Annotated in this window: 15 protein-coding genes; 9 read left to right on the top strand and 6 right to left on the bottom strand. The window is 65.9% G+C overall.

Annotated elements, in window-relative coordinates; translation table 11 throughout:
* Positions 1–50: 50 nt before the first annotated feature.
* A complete protein-coding gene (locus tag STARVERO_RS17225; RefSeq protein WP_144341630.1) occupies positions 51–968 on the bottom strand; it encodes a helix-turn-helix domain-containing protein in 918 nt (305 codons plus the stop codon).
* 180 nt (positions 969–1,148) lie between these two features.
* Here STARVERO_RS17225 and STARVERO_RS17220 point away from each other — a divergent pair, with 180 nt between their 5' ends.
* The 4 genes from STARVERO_RS17220 to STARVERO_RS17205 all read left to right on the top strand — a co-directional run bounded on the left by STARVERO_RS17220 (position 1,149) and on the right by STARVERO_RS17205 (position 4,584).
* Positions 1,149–1,340: a hypothetical protein gene (locus STARVERO_RS17220; protein ID WP_159600304.1), complete on the top strand. Its 192-nt coding sequence runs from the start codon at positions 1,149–1,151 to the stop codon at positions 1,338–1,340.
* Positions 1,337–2,671: an HdeD family acid-resistance protein gene (locus STARVERO_RS17215; RefSeq protein ID WP_244616803.1), complete on the top strand. Its 1,335-nt coding sequence runs from the start codon at positions 1,337–1,339 to the stop codon at positions 2,669–2,671. Before STARVERO_RS17220 ends, STARVERO_RS17215 begins: the two co-directional genes overlap by 4 nt.
* A gap of 68 nt (positions 2,672–2,739) precedes the next feature.
* Positions 2,740–3,825: an MFS transporter gene (locus tag STARVERO_RS17210; protein ID WP_244616931.1), complete on the top strand. Its 1,086-nt coding sequence runs from the start codon at positions 2,740–2,742 to the stop codon at positions 3,823–3,825.
* Positions 3,826–3,987: 162 nt separating this feature from the next.
* Positions 3,988–4,584 (top strand): Crp/Fnr family transcriptional regulator, encoded by a 597-nt coding sequence (locus STARVERO_RS17205; RefSeq protein WP_159600300.1) that lies wholly within the window; start codon positions 3,988–3,990, stop codon positions 4,582–4,584.
* A gap of 206 nt (positions 4,585–4,790) precedes the next feature.
* Here STARVERO_RS17205 and STARVERO_RS17200 read toward each other — a convergent pair whose 3' ends face one another.
* The 3 genes from STARVERO_RS17200 to STARVERO_RS17190 form a co-directional block, all read right to left on the bottom strand.
* The gene (locus STARVERO_RS17200) at positions 4,791–5,297 is read right to left on the bottom strand and encodes a Spy/CpxP family protein refolding chaperone (protein ID WP_159600298.1); all 507 of its coding nucleotides are present in this window, start codon (positions 5,295–5,297) and stop codon (positions 4,791–4,793) included.
* 29 nt (positions 5,298–5,326) lie between these two features.
* Positions 5,327–5,659, bottom strand: coding sequence for a GCG_CRPN prefix-to-repeats domain-containing protein (locus tag STARVERO_RS23845; protein WP_418655033.1), 333 nt, complete (start codon positions 5,657–5,659; stop codon positions 5,327–5,329).
* A gap of 299 nt (positions 5,660–5,958) precedes the next feature.
* On the bottom strand, positions 5,959–6,810 hold the full coding sequence (locus tag STARVERO_RS17190) for a helix-turn-helix transcriptional regulator (RefSeq protein WP_159600296.1): 852 nt from the start codon (positions 6,808–6,810) through the stop codon (positions 5,959–5,961).
* 269 nt (positions 6,811–7,079) lie between these two features.
* On the opposite strand from STARVERO_RS17190, the gene STARVERO_RS17185 reads away from it, so the two are divergent.
* Both STARVERO_RS17185 and STARVERO_RS17180 read left to right on the top strand, forming a co-directional pair.
* Positions 7,080–8,186 (top strand): DUF917 domain-containing protein, encoded by a 1,107-nt coding sequence (locus STARVERO_RS17185; RefSeq protein ID WP_159600294.1) that lies wholly within the window; start codon positions 7,080–7,082, stop codon positions 8,184–8,186.
* Positions 8,183–9,745, top strand: a complete 1,563-nt coding sequence (locus STARVERO_RS17180; protein ID WP_159600292.1) for a hydantoinase/oxoprolinase N-terminal domain-containing protein — start codon at positions 8,183–8,185, stop codon at positions 9,743–9,745. Before STARVERO_RS17185 ends, STARVERO_RS17180 begins: the two co-directional genes overlap by 4 nt.
* A gap of 111 nt (positions 9,746–9,856) precedes the next feature.
* On the opposite strand, the gene STARVERO_RS17175 is transcribed toward STARVERO_RS17180, so the two are convergent.
* Positions 9,857–12,478 (bottom strand): glycosyltransferase family 39 protein, encoded by a 2,622-nt coding sequence (locus STARVERO_RS17175; RefSeq protein ID WP_159600290.1) that lies wholly within the window; start codon positions 12,476–12,478, stop codon positions 9,857–9,859.
* Between the two features lie 237 nt (positions 12,479–12,715).
* Complete coding sequence (locus STARVERO_RS17170; protein ID WP_159600288.1) at positions 12,716–13,561, bottom strand: DUF3313 domain-containing protein; 846 nt, start codon at positions 13,559–13,561, stop codon at positions 12,716–12,718.
* A gap of 536 nt (positions 13,562–14,097) precedes the next feature.
* Here STARVERO_RS17170 and STARVERO_RS17165 point away from each other — a divergent pair.
* From STARVERO_RS17165 to STARVERO_RS17155, 3 genes are all read left to right on the top strand, one after another.
* Entirely contained in the window at positions 14,098–14,826 is a 729-nt protein-coding gene (locus STARVERO_RS17165) for a response regulator transcription factor (protein WP_159600286.1), read from the top strand.
* Entirely contained in the window at positions 14,823–16,058 is a 1,236-nt protein-coding gene (locus tag STARVERO_RS17160; RefSeq protein WP_144341640.1) for an ATP-binding protein, read from the top strand. Before STARVERO_RS17165 ends, STARVERO_RS17160 begins: the two co-directional genes overlap by 4 nt.
* Before the next feature lie 350 nt (positions 16,059–16,408).
* Complete coding sequence (locus tag STARVERO_RS17155) at positions 16,409–17,224, top strand: sulfotransferase family protein (RefSeq protein WP_159600284.1); 816 nt, start codon at positions 16,409–16,411, stop codon at positions 17,222–17,224.
* Positions 17,225–17,389: the final 165 nt, after the last annotated feature.

Raw genomic sequence — 17,389 nt, 5'->3', positions numbered from 1 at the left:
CCGGAGGCTATCTTCCGGTCTCCCAATACCGTGTCGCCTGCCGGTGGAGGCTAGCGCTCCTGTCGGCATTCGGAGGGCGTCATTCCCCATGCCCGCCGCATCACCATGCCCATATGGCTATGGCTGGTGAAGCCGACCGCGCTGGCGACGACGTTGAGCGGCGTGTCGGTATTCACGATGAGGTCCCGCGCCTGCACGAGCCGGGATGAGATCACGTACTGGTAGGGCGACTGGCCGGTGGTCTGCCGGAAGGCCCGCGAGAAATGGCTGGGCGACAGGTTCGCGATCGCGGCGAGTTCCTCGAGCGTCAGCGTGCGGCCGATATGGGCCTGTATGAACTCGTTCACCTTCGACCACGCGGCGTAGGTCAGTCCGGCGCTCCGTATGCGTGGGGGCGCCTTCGACAGGGATGAGTAGTTGCGCAGCAGATGTGTTGCGAACAGCGTGACCAGCGCGTCGAGGGTCTCCTCGCAGCCCAGCTCGAAATTCTCCACCTCGCGGCGTATGCGCAGCGCCATCATGTGGGCCATGTCGTCCACGAAGCCGAGGCGCGGAGGGCGAAGCTCGAAACTGTCCTTGTCGAATTCGAGGCCGGCGAGACGCGCGAGGCGGCTGGAATCGGCCGCGACCAGCACGTTCTGCTTCTCGGTCTTCCAGCGCGCGAAGATGTCGCTGTCGGCGGGAATGATCTCCAGAGAGCCGACGGGGGCGAAGCCGGTGATCTTCCGGTCGCTGTTGAGGGCGATCTGGCGCCCGGGCTGGGGCGTCAGCAGGACCAGCGCCATATGCGCCGGCGCGGTGAACCGGATGGCGTTCGGCCCCGTGTGGGTGCGCGTCGCCGCCCCGCCGTCATGCTCGAATTTCGGACCCCATTCGTCGGGTATGCCGCCGAGAATCCGCTGAGGCCTGTGGACGGAGGGGGAGGCGGACGGAGCGGGCGGGGACGACGAGGGGAGTGTCGGCGGCACGGCAGCGCCCTTCTGGAATGACGGCGCCGGTGCGCCGATCGGCGGGTGAACGGGAATCGGTCTTGCAAGATATAAAATTCGTATCAAATTAGTACTAATTTATCAGTATCGATTTGAGCGCGGTCCTCGGCGCGGCCGGCAACGGTTCTGGCGCCGGGGCCATTGCCGGTTCCAGGTGGCATGCCGTACCGGCGCCGCGTCGCCATGCGCCGCGCCATGGAGCCGGGCCGCACGGAAGCATCCGGCATCGATTTCGAAGAAAAAGGCGTTCAGAACCCGAAGCTGTATTTGCCAGTTTTCAGAAACGCTGCCATGCAGTCGGGGTTGCCGGTCGCCATCGTCGGCGCCGGTCCCGACGTTCCGAGTGCATGATGCTCAAGCTGGCCTTCCTGCTGATCGGCTCCAAGGCCTTCAAGTCGAGATGGTATGTCCTGAGCATGCTCGGCGGCGCGCTCATTCTGGCCGCCGCCTACCTGTCCCTCTACGCCACCGACAGCGTGCTCCTGACGGTCGGGCAGGCCATTGGTTTCTTCTTCGTCGCGAACGGCGCGGCGAGCCTGTCGGCCTTTCTGGTGCAGGACCGGAGGAACCGGCGCTATTTCCCGCTGATCCGTGCTGTCGGCCTCATCGTCATCGGCGCGCTCATCCTCGACTGGCCGATCGATACGCACATCGCGCTCGGCGTCCTGTTCGCCATCGCCTTCGCGGTCGATGGGACGGTGCGTCTGGCCACCGCGCTTGTGGTGCGCTTTCCCGGCTGGCGCGCGATGGCGTTGTGCGGCGCCGCCGAGATCGTCATCGCCGTCCTGATCTTCGCCGAGTGGCCGCTGCCGCATAACCGGAGCGTCGCCTTCTGCATCAGCCTTCTCGTAGCCCTGACCGGGTGGCTGCTGGTGCGCGTCGGCTTCATGTTCCGCACGCTCGAAAGCGAGGTTGCGATCCTCAACCTGCCGATCTTCACCGGGCGCGGCTGGTACGACAATGCGCCCGTGCTGATCGAGACCGGCGAGGAGGTCGCCGCCGAGCACCCGATGATCGTGCATGTCTGGACCCCGGTCGGCTCCGCCAGCGAGCCGGAGCGCCGGCTGCTGGTCGACCGCTACATCGCCGCGGTCGACGGCAGCGGCGTGATCTCGACCGGCCATTCGGCGCTGGAGATGCCGCCCGATCTCTATATCAGCCACTATCCGGCGACCGAGCTGGAGCGGTCGGGCCGCGATTTCATCGCCGCGCTGCGCGGCACCATCGAGAACGACCTCAAGGGTCGTTTCCAGCCGTCCTACGCCTATGAATCCGACTGGTGGTGCCCGGCCGACGCACATGTCGAGTTCCGCAACTTCAACCCGATGCGCTTGCGCAGTTTCTGGGTCGGCTACCGGCAGGATGACACCTACAACCTGACCAACCGCAATTGCTCCGTCGTGGTCGCCCATGCGCTGGACGCGGCGCTCGAAGGCTCGCTGACGACCCGCTTTCCATGGCTGCGCCTCGTCGGCCTGCTGGGCAATCCGGATATCTGGGTGGCATCGATGATCCGCACCCGCGCCCACTCCGCGACATGGACGCCGGGGTTGGTGTTGGACTACGCAAATGCCCTGGCGCGGGTCGTCGAAAAGCGCGAAGTCGCATGGAGCCGGCGCTTCAGCGGCTTTGTACGGCGGCTGCGCGCCGGTGCGACTGGAAAAGACGAGGCTGCCGCGTGAGCGAGATTGCATCCCAGACCCCTGTCGCCAACCTCTATTCGCGCGGCGCCGTCATCGCCACCGCGACCATGTTCGGCCTCACCTACAGTCTGAGCGCGGCGCTGATCGCCTTCAGCCTGGCCGAGCGCGGCCTGAGCGAGGTGGTCATCGGCGCCAATGCCGCGATGCATGCCGTCGGGGTGCTCTTCGCCGCCGTGCTGCTGCCGCGCATCATCGCCGTCTTCGGTATTCGCCGCCTCGTCATACTGGCGCTGGTGGTCGCCTCGGCGGTGCTGGCCAGCTTCCCCGCCATGCCGGTCATCTGGCTGTGGTTCCTGCTCCGCCTCGTCCTCGGCATGGCCTCGGAAGTGCTCTTCGTCCTGTCCGAGGCCTGGACCAACAGCCTCAGCACGGAGGCCACGCGCGCGCGCTCAATGGCGGCCTATACGGCGGCGCTCTCGGTGGGGTTCGCGCTCGGCCCGATGATCCTGTCGGTGATCGGCACCTCCGGCTTCACCCCCTATCTTGCCGGCGCCGCGGTCGCGCTGGCGGCGGCGGCCTTCGTCGCCTCGCCCAAGGTCGAGGCCCCGGTCTTCGACGAGCCGGCGGCCGGCAGCCCGGTCCGCTTCATGCGCATGGCGCCGGTCGCCATCGCCGCCACCGTGCTCAACGCCGCGATCGAGACGGCGGGCCTGTCCTTCCTCGCGATCTACGCCGTCCATCTCGGCTGGCCGGAGGCCGAGGCGACCCGCCTGATGTCGTGCATGATGATCGGCGCGATCCTGCTGCAACTGCCCATCGGCTGGCTTGGCGACAAGATGGACCGCATAAAGCTGGTCGCCGCGCTGGCCCTGCTGGCAGCGCTCGGCGCGCTGGTCTGGCCGCTGGCTCTCCGGAACGAGGTGCTGACCTATGCCCTGCTTTTCCTCTGGGGCGGGGCCTTCGTCGGTGTCTACACGCTCATGCTGACCATCGTGGGCAGTCGCTTCCAAGGTGCGGAGCTGATCGGCATCTACGCGGCGATGGGCCTGATGTGGGGGCTCGGCGCGTTGTTGGGGCCGCTGGCGGCCGGCGCGGCGATGGAGGTGTCGCGGCACGGCCTCGCCTTCTTCGCGGCCGCCATCTGCGGCGCCTTCGGCCTCTTCGCCATGATACGGGGCCGACATACCGGCTGAGGACGTGCCGGTGAATCCCTAGCGCGCGGCGGTGCCGTGCACCGAAGCCGTGCAAGGCGGGAAAACCGGAGCATACCGATGCGGAGCCCCTCGGCCCGTCATCTCCCGCGGGGTAAGGAGAGAGGCTCAGGCTCGCAGCCTTCCTTCAGAGACCGTGCATCGATGTCTTCGCTTCCCGACTTCATCCTTCAGCGGGCAGACCTACCCCGGGAGGAGATCGAATGGCTTCTTGGCCAGGCCAAACCGCGAACCTTGCCGCGCGGTGGCGTCTTCTGCGCCATGGGGCAGGCAGATCACGAAATCGGATTCCTGGAAGAGGGGATCCTGCAGGTCTTCGCTCTGTCGCCCGAAGGGCGGAAGATTCTCCTCGATTTCGTCTTCGCGGGCAGTGTTGCCCTGGCGCTGGACAGCGCGACCAGGGGTATTCCCTCCGAGGTGGTGTTCGAGGCCGTTACACCGTGCATTGTCACGGTAATGCCCTATCACCTGCGGCATGTGGCCGTGGAGCGTCATTCCGGCTGGGAGCGCCTGGCAACGCGGATGACGGAGGAGGTGTTCGCGCGAAAGCAGCAGCGCCACATGTCGCTTCGTTCGAAATCCGCCCGGCAGCGCTACGCGGAACTCGGCCTCGAACTCCCGGCCGAATGGCGACAAATCCCCCAGCATCTGATCGCCGCATATCTCAATATAACGCCGCAATATCTTTCCAACCTGAGACGCGGGCACGGAAAGGGGAGGGGGCCGATCAGGAAAGCCTAGCTGGCGGACGGAGCACGGGCATCCGCTTGAGCGGGCATGAGAATGAGAAACAGCGCACGGATGATAGGCGGAAGGTGAGCAGGTCAGCAGGAACGACGTGCCCACGTGGCAGAACAGCGCCGCTCCATGCGCAACGGCGCACCGGAGGCTGGCGCTGTTCGTGAGATGTCATCCGCGGGTGTCGCGGAACTCCACGAGGCTGGCAGTCAGCGTTCTTCTTCCTCGAAGAGCCAGAGCGAGCGCGTCGCCAGCGGCGACTGGGCATCGACAACCATGCCGAGGAATGCCGGCATCCGATGCTTCTGCTCGTCGCTGAGCGCGGCGACGAGTGGGCGTGTGGCGGTGACGAAGTTTCTCAGGTCCTGACCACGGGCGACCTCAGCTTCTCCGATCCGATCGAGCGCGGCGAGGAAATCGGCGGGCGCCTCCGCTTCCGAACGCATCTTCCCGCGCGCCATCGAATCCGCGGCGATCTTGCGGATCGAGGCTTCTACCGGCAACCACAGCTTTTCCTGCTCCGGCGTCAGCTCGAGCACGGTCCTGAGGGCCGCGAGCCGTGCATTGAGGACCGCCTTTGCATCGGCGTCGGTGTAGATCTCGATGATGCGGGTCTCCGCAGGAGCAGCCGGCGTATTCTGCGCCTGGGCGGGAGACGCTGCGACAAGCAGCCAGCCGGAAATCGCCGCGCAGATGAAGGACGTGACGTTGTACATGTTTGTTCTCCGCGATGAATGGGGGCTGTTCACTGCCAGCTCCCATCGGGCAGGCGGCCGTGGAAGGGCGTATTGCGGCAATGCCCCCAGGGCCCCCGCCAATAACCCGGAGGACAGCCGTTCCAGGCACCGCCGCCGCCGTAGTCGCCGAAATAGCCATCCGGATATGGCCCGAAACCGAAACGGTGACACGCGCCGCCGGGTCCGCGATACCAGCCCGGCCCGCAGCCATCGGCCACCGGAATGACATGCGCCCGCGACGTCGGGAGCGGAGAGGCGGGCAACGGCAGAGCTGTTGCCGAGAGCGCAGAGGCGGCCAGAAATCCAATGGTCGCTGCAGATTTCAGTAGAATACCCACCATTCGATAATCCCTTGCGTCGTCTGGATCATTCACATTTCGCCATGCCGGCGGTGCGTTGACGCGGCCGGAGGTCGCCTCCAGAGCAAGGCGAGCCGGGCGGCACCGACAGTGGCGCTGAGAGCCTGTTCCTCTGCACGTCGTGCTTCCGAAGTGTGAGAAAAAGGGACCATGGAACAGGCATTGCGAGGCGTGTTTCATGCAACTGCGTGTCCGGCGCTGTCATCACCAGAAATAGTGATGTGAGCCATCGGGGTGAGCTTGATGGAGACTGTCGATTGATGAGGGGATGATGACCCCCATCAGCGGTGCAGCTCCCGGCGCCCGTCTTTATTCGAGGGGGAGACGAATGGATTCGCAGGAAGCAGGGCCATGATGCTTCCGATCCGGTTCTCGAAGGCGCGCAGATTTGGAGCGCCCGACTTCGACAGAATGGATCGAATCTGCGAGCGGATCGTGTCGAGCCCGACTTGGCGCAGGCGCGCGACATCCTCGGCAGTGGTTCCGCCTGCCAGATCGCTGGCGACCTTCGCTTCCGCCGGCGTGAAGTTGAACAGGGTCCGCAGGAGTTCCGGGCAAGGCTTGGGAAGTGCCGCAAACGGCTTGAAGATCAGGAGCGCGGCATTCCGGAAGCGCCCGCCCATCAGCGGATCGGCCAATCCATCCGCTATCGACGAGATGAGGCAAATGCTTCGGGGGCTATACAGCGGATGGAACCGGCCGGAATGCGCGCAGGTCGTGCCGGTGGGCCCTTCAGCCGTCGCGGCCGCAACCAATCGGCGCAGTTCCGACGTATCAGCTCGGCTTCCCAATGACAGGTAGGTTCCTCCGCCGCGGCCGCGCCGGGTCATCGCAAAGCCCGCGCACGGCCGGGATACATGGGCCTGGCTGGTTTCGCTGGCATAGAGGACCCGCAACCTCGGATCCACGACGACGATGCACAGGCCGAGCACGCCCACGGCGTTTTGCATGATGGCGGCAATGGCGGGACCCTGCGTGAGAAAGCTGGTGTCAGGGAGCGCCGCGGCCGCTCCGGTGCCCGACCAATCCTCCCTTTCAAGCCCGAGTTCATCGCCATTCGCTGCATACGGGCCTATCTCACGGCTTAGGCGTCCTTCGTGCATTGCGGTCATCGTTCCGGTGATCGGGCTCATGGGAGCCAACTCCGGAACTGTCGACGCCGTCATTCAACTACATGAAGTTCGGAAGAGAGCTTCGAGGATGGGGATGGAGCTCGGTGGCGGATTCTGGGCGGGCTGCGATCAGGAGGGGCAATGACGAGGCGTGGCGTCGTGAGCCATGTCCGTGTCACCACTTCTGGGGATGCCCGGCTCCCGATCGCAGGCGACCATCATTCGGCGCGGTCGGAGGAAGCCTTTGCTATCTCTCGTCGCGGAGATTGGGTGGCCCTTGATAGGAGAGGATGCGGTCATTGCCTCGTTTGCTGGAGACCGACGAGCTGGATTTCCTCGCCACCGGCGCCTGGATTCTCGGCACGGGCGGCGGCGGCTCGCCTTACGCATCCCATCTGGGTGTCCGGCGGTTTTACGACGAGGGTGCTCGCATCACGCTGATCGACCCTGACGAACTCGCGGAGGACGATCTGGTCGCGGTGGTGTCCACCATGGGCGCGCCCCTCGTCTTCCAGGAGCGCATGACCGACGCCGCCTTCGCCGTAAAGCCGGTGCGGGCCATGGAGGACTATCTCGGCCGATCGTTCCGCGCGGTCATGACCGTCGAGGTGGGCGGCTGCAACGCCTTTCAGCCCCTCCTGGTCGCAGCGGCCAGCGGCCTGCCCGTGGTCGACGCCGATGCCATGGGGCGGGCTTATCCGGAAGCGCAAATGCAGAGCTTTTCCATCGCCGGCCTGAAAATGTATCCCCACGCCGTTTCAGATGTGCGCGACAACGACGTCATCATCGCCCGCGCCTCGGGATGGCACGAGATGGAGCGGGTGCGACGGAAGGTCTGCACCGAGTTCGGATCGGTCGCGACCACCTGCCAGGCACCCCGAACCGGTGCCGAGATCAAGCGTTTCGCCGTATTGCGTACCCTTTCCCAGGCGATCTCGCTGGGCAAGGAGGTGCATCGCGCGCGGGGCGCCCATGAGGACCCGGTGGAGGCCACCATTCGTGCCGCGTCCGGGAAGCGCCTGTTCGCCGGCAAGGTCATCGACGTGCAGCGCCAGACGACCGAGGGCTTCCTGCGCGGCACGCTCCAGCTCGACGGCATGGAAGGCGATGCGGGCGCGCGCTTCGACGTCGCCTTCCAGAACGAATTCACCATCGCCTGGCGCGATGGGGCGGTCACCGCGACCACGCCGGACCTCATCTGCGTGCTCGACAGCATATCGGGCGAGGCGATCGGCACCGAGAGCCTGCGCTTCGGCCAGCGCGTCACCGTCGTCGCCCTGCCCTCTCCCGCCATCCACTGCTCGCCGGAGGGCCTCGCCCATGTCGGGCCGCGCGCCTTCGGCTACGACGTCGATTTCAGAAGCGTCTTCGAGGCGACGCAGGGGGGCCGGGCATGAGCCGCATCGGGATCGACGTCGGCGGCACCAATACCGACGCCGTGCTGGTCGAGGGCGGCAAGGTGCTCGCGGCGGTGAAGAGCCCGACCACCGCCGACGTCTCGGATGGCGTGCGGCAGGCGCTCGCCGATCTGCTGGCCGCCGCCGGACCGATCCCGGCTGCCGGCCGGATCGAGGCGGTGATGATCGGCACCACCCATTTCACCAATGCGGTCATCGAGCGCCGCTCGCTCGACAGGGTGGCGGCTCTCAGGATCGGCCTGCCGGCCAATGCCGGGCTGCCCCCCTTCATCGGCTGGCCCGAGGATCTTGCCCCGGTGGCGCGCGGGCGGGTGCATATGGTGCAGGGTGGCCATGAATATGACGGTCGCCGCCTGGTGCCGCTCGATCGCAAGGCCGTGCGCGACGAGGCCCGCCGCATCGCCGACAGCGGGCTGCGATCGGTGGCGATCACCAGCTGCTTCTCGCCGCTGACCGACGAATGCGAGCGGGAGGCCGCCGATATCATCCTGGAGGAGGTTCCGGAGGCGCGCATCACGCTCTCGAGCGCCATCGGCCGCATCGGCCTGCTGGAGCGCGAGAACGCAGCCCTGCTCAACGCCGCCCTGCAAAGCCTCGCGCGCCGCACGACGGAGGCCTTCGTCGCGGCGCTCCGCGACAGTGGCATCGCCGCGCCGCTTTTCATGACGCAGAACGACGGCACCATTGTGCAAAGCGCCGTGGCGGAACGCGAGCCCGTCTATTGCTTCGCGTCCGGCCCGACCAACTCCATGCGCGGGGCCGCGTTCCTCTCGGGCATCGAGCGGGCCTTGGTGGTCGATGTCGGCGGCACGACCAGCGATGTCGGTGCGATCGAGCGCGGTTTCCCCCGACAGGCCAACGCAGCGGTGGAAATCGGCGGTGTGCGCACCCTCTTCCGCATGCCGGACCTCACCTCGATCGGCCTCGGTGGCGGCACCGAGATCACCGACGGGGGACGCCGGATCGGGCCGGGCAGCGTCGGCTTCCGCCTGCCGCAAAAGGCGCTCGCTTTCGGCGGTGACACGCTGACCGCCACCGACATCGCGGTCGCGGCAGGCCGGCTCGACCTCGGCGACCGGGCCCGGCTCGCCGGGCTGTCGCCCGCGCTCGTCGCCGCCAGCCTCGATCGCATGGAGCACATGATCACCGAGGCGGTCGACCGCATGCGTACCGACGCGACACCCTTGCCGCTGCTTGCCGTTGGCGGCGGCAGCTTCCTCGTGCCGGACCGGATGGAAGGCATTTCCGATGTGGTGCGCGTCGAGCATCACGCGGTGGCCAACGCCGTCGGCGCGGCGATCGCCCAGGTCAGCGGCGAGGTCGACCGCATCTTCACCGGCATCGATCGCGAGGCGGCACTTGAGGCCGCACGCTCCGAGGCGGCGCGGCGGGCACTCGATGCCGGCGCCGAGGAGGCTGGACTGCAGACGCTGGAGGTGGAGGATATTCCGATCGCCTATCTGCCGGGCAATGCCCGCCGCGTGCGGGTCCGCGTCATCGGCGAAATTCGCTCCGCAGGTGTGGCGGTGCCGGCGTGATCTGAGGCCAAAATGGCGTCCACAGAAGCCTGATCATCGGCATCATGGCGGCCGGAAGCGATGGCCGGACCGGCACTACGGGATCAGCGGGGGCACCTTTTCGCTCATTGTCTACGGCGCTTCCCATCCTTCTGCCGGATCCGCTCCCCGATAACCGTAGCCGATCCTGTAGTAGAAGCGCCCGGCCGGCGTGCCGTGCTTGTCGATCCTCTTTTCCCGCGGCTCGCTCAGGACGGCGAAGTGCTGGTCGAGAACGGGGACGTCGATGTGCCGGCGCTTGACGGAAATCATGATCGCGGGCCGCCCGCGCAGCGCTTCCGGGCGATGCCAGTACCCGTACATGAGATCCGGCAGGCCCACGATGCCGCGCCCGACCGAGTTTCCCGTCCGGCGATCGTCACCACTGCCGTAGAACGCGAGCTGGCTCGCGATGTTGTAGGTGTCCAGGCCGATCATCAGCGGCTCCTGGCCGGTCTCCTGCCGCACCTCCTGCGCCAGGCCGGCGGCCTCGCGGCCGAATTCACGCCATGCGACCGGCAGGGTAGGCAGGCCCACGACATAGCCGATCCCCGGGACGCCCGATGCCAGGTAGTTCAGGGCAAGCCCGTAGAAGACGAGTGCGATGGCTATCGCGGATCCCGAGAGCCGGTGCGCGGCGCGTTTGAAACCGGCCCCATTCTCCACGATGGAAAGGATTGCGGCCGAAACCGCGGGCACCGCGGCGAGCCAGAGTGGGCCCGTCCAGTTGAGCTTCACGTCGCGCACGAGACTGAAGGCGACGAAGACGGAGAGCGGTATCAGCGTGAAAATGAGGATGAAGCGCGCCACCCGCCGCCTTCCTTCGTCCCCGGTTGCGCCCAGATGCTCGCAATGCGCCCACAGGACGCCTAGCACCGCGACCAGCCCCAGCGGAGTGAGCAAGATCACCGCATAGGCGCCGAGCAAGGGAAGCGAGAAGCGAAACGCCGCCTCGATGCGTCGTGCGCCCTGAAAGGCAAAGGACGCGAAGCCGTTCTCGGTGTTCCAGTAGATGACGGGAGAGAAGATGAGCAGCGCCAGCATGGCGGCGACATAGGGGTCGGGCCGCTTCAGCCATTTGCGCGCCTGCACATCGGTCAGCATGAACAGCCCCATGGCCGGCACCAGCAGGACAATGGTGTATTTCGAGAGCATCCCGAGCCCAAGGCCGACGCCGACACCCCACCATGCGTGGCGCCGGCCGCCGATCATTGCGCGGGCAAGGAAATAGAGCGTCCCGGCCCAGGCCGCGGCCAGCGGCGCATCGGGGGTCATCAGCAGCCCGGTGGTGAAGAAGAAGGGCAACACGGCCACGAGCAGCAGGCTGACGAAGGCCGCCGATCTGCCGAACAACTGCCGGGCAAGGCCGAAACTGAAGAAGGCGGTTGCGAACCAGCCGAGCCAGGCAGCGAAGCGCACGCCGAACTCATTGTCGCCGAACAGGCCGGTGGTCGCCCAGATCAGCCACGCCACCATCGGCGGATGGTCAAGATAGCCGATGTCGAGGTGCTGAGCGTAGTTCCAGTAGTAAGCCTCCTGCGGCAACAGGTCGACTAGGCCAAGGAAGAGCAGGCGCAGCATGCTCGCATATACGACCACACCGATTGCCGCGACACGCCAACGAACCGTGTGGGAAACGCGCGCATCGGCGGACGGAAATACGAAGAAGGCCAGGCCGAGATAGCTGACGATGGCCGCCGCGCCTATGGCACACACGATGGCGGCCAGCGGCGCCAGGCCGAGCATTCCGACCCCGGCTTCGAGAACGCCACCGCGAATGCCGAGGGCCAGAAGACATACCAAGATGAAACGGCCATACGGTCGTGGTGCCCGCTCCTTGCCATGCATCGTCTCCGCCGCGAACGCCCAGCGCGCATTGAAGTAATAGTTCCAGGCCGTGGCGACGCAGAAGCTCGCAAGGTGCGCGGTGTTCATCGCGGCACTGAGAGCGATAAGCACTTGGAACGACAGAAGGTCGACACAGGCGCCGCTGAAGCCGACCGCGGCGAACCGCACCGCGTTGCCGGGAGATATCCGCCCCCCGGCCAGAACGAGCAGGCGGTGCAGATAGGCCGTCAGTTCCGCCGAACCGAGCTTGGATTCGCCATGCACCCGGTCGGTGAAGATGATCGGGATCTCGCTCACCCTCACGGAGGGGGTGCTGCCGGCGATGATTTCCAGCGCGATCTTGAAGCCGGCGGCCTGCGCATCGACCGCCAGCAGCCGCTCGCGACGCACGGCGAAGAAACCCGACATGGGGTCTTTGACATCGGTCAGGGGCCAGGCGAGCGCGGCACCCAGCCGCGACAGGATCAGCCGCCAAAGCGGCCATCCCGAGATCCCCCCGCCCGCCACGAAGCGGCTTCCCAGAACCATGTCGCTCGATCCGTCGAGCACGGGCCGGACGATGGCCGGCAGGCGATCCGGCGGATGGCTGAGATCGGCATCCATGACCACCACGACCTCGGCTCGCGCGAGCGCCGCCGCCTGAAGGACATCCCCGGCAAGACCGCGCCTTCCGTCGCAAGGAACAAGGCGCACATCCGCCCGCTCCTCCCATGCCCGGACCCGCTCGATCGTACCGTCGGTGGAGCCGCCGTCGGCGACGAGCACTTCGAAGTCGAGACTATCGCCACATTGCCGGAAAATGGCGGTGAGCAAATCATCGATATTTCCGACCTCGTTCAAGGTCGGGACGACGACCGAGACGAGCATGGGGCTCGGCAAGTCGCAAAGTCGGGTCGTCCGTTCCAGCGCATGCCGGACGGGCTCTGTCTGTGATAGCGACAACATCGGATCTATCGTTCGGCTTGAGTTGCGTGAGTTGCCGAAGGACCGAGACCGGTCCGGTCCGCATCAGCCGTGGCGGCGGCACGCGCGCGCTCCCGCTCGTGGAGCTTGCCCACGAGCCAGAACGTGTTTTCCCATCTCGAAAAACATCGGGGAGACGCGCTAGCGTGCCGATTGCCGGGCGCCGCGGTCCGTCCATTCAGGGGGCAGGCCCAGCTGGCTTCCAACGACGCCGGCCAGGCCGGGATAACGCCCGTAGCGTTCGCATTCGGCGTGCTTGGGAGGCAGGCCCATCGCCGAGTTGATCTTCTGCCAGGACGGCAGGTCGATGCCCGATTTGCCGAAAGGGCTCTCGCCCTTGACGAGCAGTTCGCCGAAATCCTCGCCGAAGGCGTCCGCCAGCTCGTAGACATCGCTCGCCTTGGAAGCTCTCGGCGAGTTGAAGAAGGCGTTCGCCCCTCGCGCCCAGAGCATGGAGGCCTCCTGCTCTCCCAAGGGATTGGTGGCTTCAGCCTCCATCGAGAGGTTGCCCATCCCGATCGGAATGCGCGGCGTCGGGACCGGAACGGCCATGTCCACGAAGTTCATCCCGATCGACGCAGCCGCGGAAATGCCTGCGGCGACCTCGTCCGTCTCCGTCGCCTGCGTAACGCTCGCCCGCACGGTCAGATCAGCAGGCTCATCCAGCCTGACCAGTTTGAAGCGATCGCTGAGACTGACGCACAGCCCGCGATTGACCGCGTTGGCGACAAGTTCTCTCTGCTGGTGCGTCAGCTTGGGTGCGATCGTGGACGGGAACGAGGTGGGCACGATCTTGACCGTCTTGGCGGCCAGTACCTGCTCTTTCCGGACCTTCAGGCGCGATTTGGTGATCAGCCCGTCCGAGGGAGCCATGGCGTCATAGGACGACAGTCCGACGCCCTGCACCAGCGGCGCGGGGGCGCAGGCGGCGAGAAGACCCGCCACGGCCGCCAGGCCGCCATAGCCGATGCTACGAAGCGGCCGCATCGGACGCCCCCCGCCCATATGGGGTATGCGGCTTGGGCGCCGGCCCGGTCGGCCCGAACGTCGACACAGCCGAATGAGCGCCGCCGCGCTGGAGAAATCCGGAGACGTGTCGGAAGCTGAACGATGTCAGTGTTGCGGCGATCGCAACAAGGCCGACGGGGTGCCCGGGAGCGTCCCAATAATTGGGAAGGATGCGGCTGCTCGCATAGGATATCCGCATCAAGAGAAAGTCGAAAATTCGTACGTGAGAGCGAATATCTCGCCACTCTTTGGCAGGCATATCGCTTATCTCAGAAAGAACGCGCATTCAGCGCCTCCCGGGATTGATCAGTGCCAATTAGTATTGCACTGAGGTATCAATAGCCGGGGTTGTGGATTAAAATCTGGCCTTGAATGTCTGAATACGTCTGCGCGACTTATTTTGATGTCGAAACATGTCTGGCAGCGTTTTGGGTCGATGTTGACATATAAAAGCCCTCACTGATCCGCTACGGCAGCGTGTCTCCACATTGGAAAACACTGACTGTTCAGCGAACATGAGCACGCAGGCGCCGCAAATTCTCGTTGCCGACGACGACAGCGAAATCCGCAAGCTGCTCGCCCGGTACATGCGCGAGCAAGGTTTCCGCGTTCTGCTCGCGTCGAGCTGCATGGAGGTCAGCGAGAAGATCGTACTCCATCAACTGGATCTCATCATTCTCGACGTGATGCTGCCGGACGGGTCGGGACTGGACCTCTGCCGCGATCTGCGAGCCGCGCGATCGAACATACCGATCATATTGCTGACCGCGCTGCAGGAGGATGTCGATCGCATCATCGGGCTTGAAATCGGTGCCGACGACTACCTCGGCAAGCCCTTCAATCCCCGCGAGCTCGCCGCCCGAGTCCGGGCCGTCCTGCGGCGGGGCGTCAACGCCCGTCCCGAACCCCGCCCGACGGGCCTCTACCAGTTCGAGGACTTCGTCGTCGATCCGTCCCTGCGCTCGGTGAGAGACCCCCAGGGCAGGACGATTACGCTGACAGGCGCCGAATTCGACCTGCTGATCATCTTTCTGGATCGCCCGGGACGCGTGCTTTCCCGCGAGCAACTGCTCGACCTTGCAGGCCGCAGCGGCGCCGACGTCCTCGACCGGTCGATCGACGTTCTGGTCAGCCGGCTGCGGCGCAAACTGTCGAACGACAGCGCCCCCCAGCTCTTCAAGGCGATCCGTAACGGCGGGTATCAGTTCGCCGCCAGGGTCAGCACCGTCGACGGCCGGCCATGAGGACGCTTCGCGCCAAGTTCGCCCTGCTGCTGGTGGCTTCCATCGTCGCGGTGGTCGCGCTGATCACGCTCGCGGTGATCTACGTCTTCGCGACCCCGAAGGATCTCGAAGTCGACCTCCTTGCCAAGCAGTTCATCACCATGGAGCGGCTTGCGAGGCAGGGTCCGGATGTCAAGGGCCTGTCGTCGGCTCCCGCCGCGGGCGCCCTCGACGGCGAGCAAACAGAGCTCCTGCGTGCGGCGACCGAGCGGCTTGGCACGCGGATCGAGCTCCTGGTGACGCACAGGGCGGACGATTTCCGCATTCGCACCGTCTCTCTGCCGGCCGGGCAGGACCGGTGGGTCTTCGTGGATATCGATCCACCCTCCGATCCCGAAGTCCTGGTGTGGTTGGCCCTGATGAGCCTCGGCGTCGGATCGGTCGCGGTAAAGGCGGCCAACCGCATGAGCAGGCCGCTGGCGCTTCTCGAAAGCGCCGTGGAAGCCGTCAACGCGGACGGAACGCTTCCCGCGCTCACCGAGCAGGGCCCCGCGGAGGTGCGCGCGACCGCGGCGGCGATCAACGCCCTTTCCGCCCGCCTGAAACAGGCCATCGAGAGCCGGATGCGCCTGGTCGCCGCGGCCGGCCATGATCTTCGCACGCCCCTGACACGCATGAGGTTGCGCGCGGAGTTCGTCCCCGGCGACGAGGAGCGGGCCCTGTGGCTGAAGGATATCGATGAGCTGCAGCTGATCGCGCACAGCGCCATCCAGCTCGTGCATGAGGAGACGACGAAGACGCCGGCCGAGACATTGCGCCTGGATGAGCTGGTCGGCAGCATCGTGGCGGAACTGCGGGAGCAGAACTTCGACATCGAAATGGCCGGGGCCTGCGAAGTGTACGTCAAGGCCAGCCGCCTGACCCTGAGTCGCGCCTTGCGGAACCTTTGCATCAATGCCGCAACCCATGGCGTGCGGGGCAAGGTGACCGTCACGGGCGGCGCGACGGCACGGATCACGATTGCCGATCAGGGGCCGGGGATCGCTCCCGATATGCTGGATCAGGTGTTCGAGCCCTTCTTCCGCGCCGACCGGACGCGCAGCCAGAACATTCCCGGCGCCGGGCTGGGCCTCACGATCTCCCGAGAGATCATCCGCAAGGCCGGCGGCGACATCACTATCGCCAACGGCCCGGCCGGGGGGCTGGTCCAGACGGTCGAACTGCCTGCGTTCACCACGTCGCGGCATGATTAGGTCTGGTGCCTTGACCGTTTTGTCAGGTCGGGTTCCGCCGCGCAGAGGGCGACGAGCTCCTGGCCGAGTTCGGCATTTCCTCCCTTACTCCTTCGGGTAATGGCCTGTCCCGGCGGTCGTATCGCATCATTCCCATACTGGGGTGCAGTATGGATCGGCATGTTGCGGCATGGCGCGCAACGCGTGAATTGTCTGGTGTCACCGAACTGAGAGCAGGTTGTTTGCTTGGGGCTGGAATGGTGCAAATCGCAGCGATTCGTGGACGGGAAGGAAGAACCTGTACCGCCGCTTGCCATTTACGCCTGAGCCGTGACGCGGGTTAAGTGGAAGCAATCGGCACGCGAGGCGGCATGCAGCACGGCATCCATTTCATCTCCGGTCTGCCGCGGGCGGGCTCGACGTTGCTGGCCGGCATTCTGCGCCAGAACCCGGGCGTCCATGCCGCCATGAGCAGTCCGGTCGCCGCGCTGTTCACCGCCCTGCTCCGGCAGATGAGCCAGGAGAACGAGTTCGCCTTGTTCATCACGGAGGCGCAGCGCAAGGCCATCCTCGCCGGCCTGTTCGAGAATTATTACCGGGACATCCAGGCGTCGAAGCTGGTGTTCGACACCAATCGCCTGTGGTGCAGCAAGCTGCCGGCGCTGGCGGCGCTGTTCCCGGACGCGAAGATGATCGCCTGCGTGCGCGACATACACTGGGTGCTCGACAGCCTGGAGCGGCTGGTCCGGCGCAACAAGTTCGAGCCGTCCAAGATCTTCAGCTTCGAGCCCGGCGGCACGGTCTACAACCGGGTGGACGGGCTGCTCGGCATGAACGGCATGGTCGGCTTCGCCTATAACGCGCTGAAGGAAGCCTATTTCGGCGAGCAGGCCGACCGGCTCATGCTGCTGACCTACGAGACGCTGACGCGTGAGCCGGCCAGGGCGATGGCGGCGGTCTACGACTTCATCGGCCAGCCGCCATTCGACCATGACTTCGATCATGTCGACTATGCGGAGGAGGAGCTGGACGCGCGGCTCGGCACGCCGGGCCTGCATCGCGTCGCCGCCAAGGTGCAGCATGTCGAGCGGCAGACCATCCTGCCGCCCGACCTGGTCCGCCGCGTCGAGAACGACGCCTTCTGGAGCGACACCAAGCGCAATCTGCGCGGCGTGCGGGTGGTATAGCGGTGGCGCCGCGCCCCAGGTCCCTCCTGGATCGGTCGGGCGCTCCGATCGCCCCCGCGCGGGGGCGATTTGACACTGCCGTTCGTCAGGCAGGGTTTCTGAAATTCTCGCGCGATCCTTCCGGCCGCGCGCGCCGGCTGAGGCGGGCGCTCATCGGCACGACGG

The organism is Starkeya nomas (genome assembly GCF_902703545.1).
In the GTDB taxonomy this organism is placed as follows: domain Bacteria; phylum Pseudomonadota; class Alphaproteobacteria; order Rhizobiales; family Xanthobacteraceae; genus Ancylobacter; species Ancylobacter moscoviensis.
This window is presented reverse-complemented; position numbering and strand designations above follow the sequence as displayed.

Bases quoted from the DNA above. Each gene is read 5' to 3' on its own strand.
- STARVERO_RS17220 (WP_159600304.1), top strand. From the start codon at position 1,149: ATGCCGTACCGGCGCCGCGTCGCCATGCGCCGCGCCATGGAGCCGGGC.
- STARVERO_RS17215 (WP_244616803.1), top strand. From the start codon at position 1,337: ATGATGCTCAAGCTGGCCTTCCTGCTGATCGGCTCCAAGGCCTTCAAG.
- STARVERO_RS17210 (WP_244616931.1), top strand. From the start codon at position 2,740: ATGTTCGGCCTCACCTACAGTCTGAGCGCGGCGCTGATCGCCTTCAGC.
- STARVERO_RS17205 (WP_159600300.1), top strand. From the start codon at position 3,988: ATGTCTTCGCTTCCCGACTTCATCCTTCAGCGGGCAGACCTACCCCGG.
- STARVERO_RS17200 (WP_159600298.1), bottom strand. From the start codon at position 5,297: ATGTACAACGTCACGTCCTTCATCTGCGCGGCGATTTCCGGCTGGCTG.
- STARVERO_RS23845 (WP_418655033.1), bottom strand. From the start codon at position 5,659: ATGGTGGGTATTCTACTGAAATCTGCAGCGACCATTGGATTTCTGGCC.
- STARVERO_RS17190 (WP_159600296.1), bottom strand. From the start codon at position 6,810: ATGAGCCCGATCACCGGAACGATGACCGCAATGCACGAAGGACGCCTA.
- STARVERO_RS17185 (WP_159600294.1), top strand. From the start codon at position 7,080: ATGCGGTCATTGCCTCGTTTGCTGGAGACCGACGAGCTGGATTTCCTC.
- STARVERO_RS17180 (WP_159600292.1), top strand. From the start codon at position 8,183: ATGAGCCGCATCGGGATCGACGTCGGCGGCACCAATACCGACGCCGTG.
- STARVERO_RS17175 (WP_159600290.1), bottom strand. From the start codon at position 12,478: ATGCTCGTCTCGGTCGTCGTCCCGACCTTGAACGAGGTCGGAAATATC.
- STARVERO_RS17170 (WP_159600288.1), bottom strand. From the start codon at position 13,561: ATGCGGCCGCTTCGTAGCATCGGCTATGGCGGCCTGGCGGCCGTGGCG.
- STARVERO_RS17165 (WP_159600286.1), top strand. From the start codon at position 14,098: ATGAGCACGCAGGCGCCGCAAATTCTCGTTGCCGACGACGACAGCGAA.
- STARVERO_RS17160 (WP_144341640.1), top strand. From the start codon at position 14,823: ATGAGGACGCTTCGCGCCAAGTTCGCCCTGCTGCTGGTGGCTTCCATC.
- STARVERO_RS17155 (WP_159600284.1), top strand. From the start codon at position 16,409: ATGCAGCACGGCATCCATTTCATCTCCGGTCTGCCGCGGGCGGGCTCG.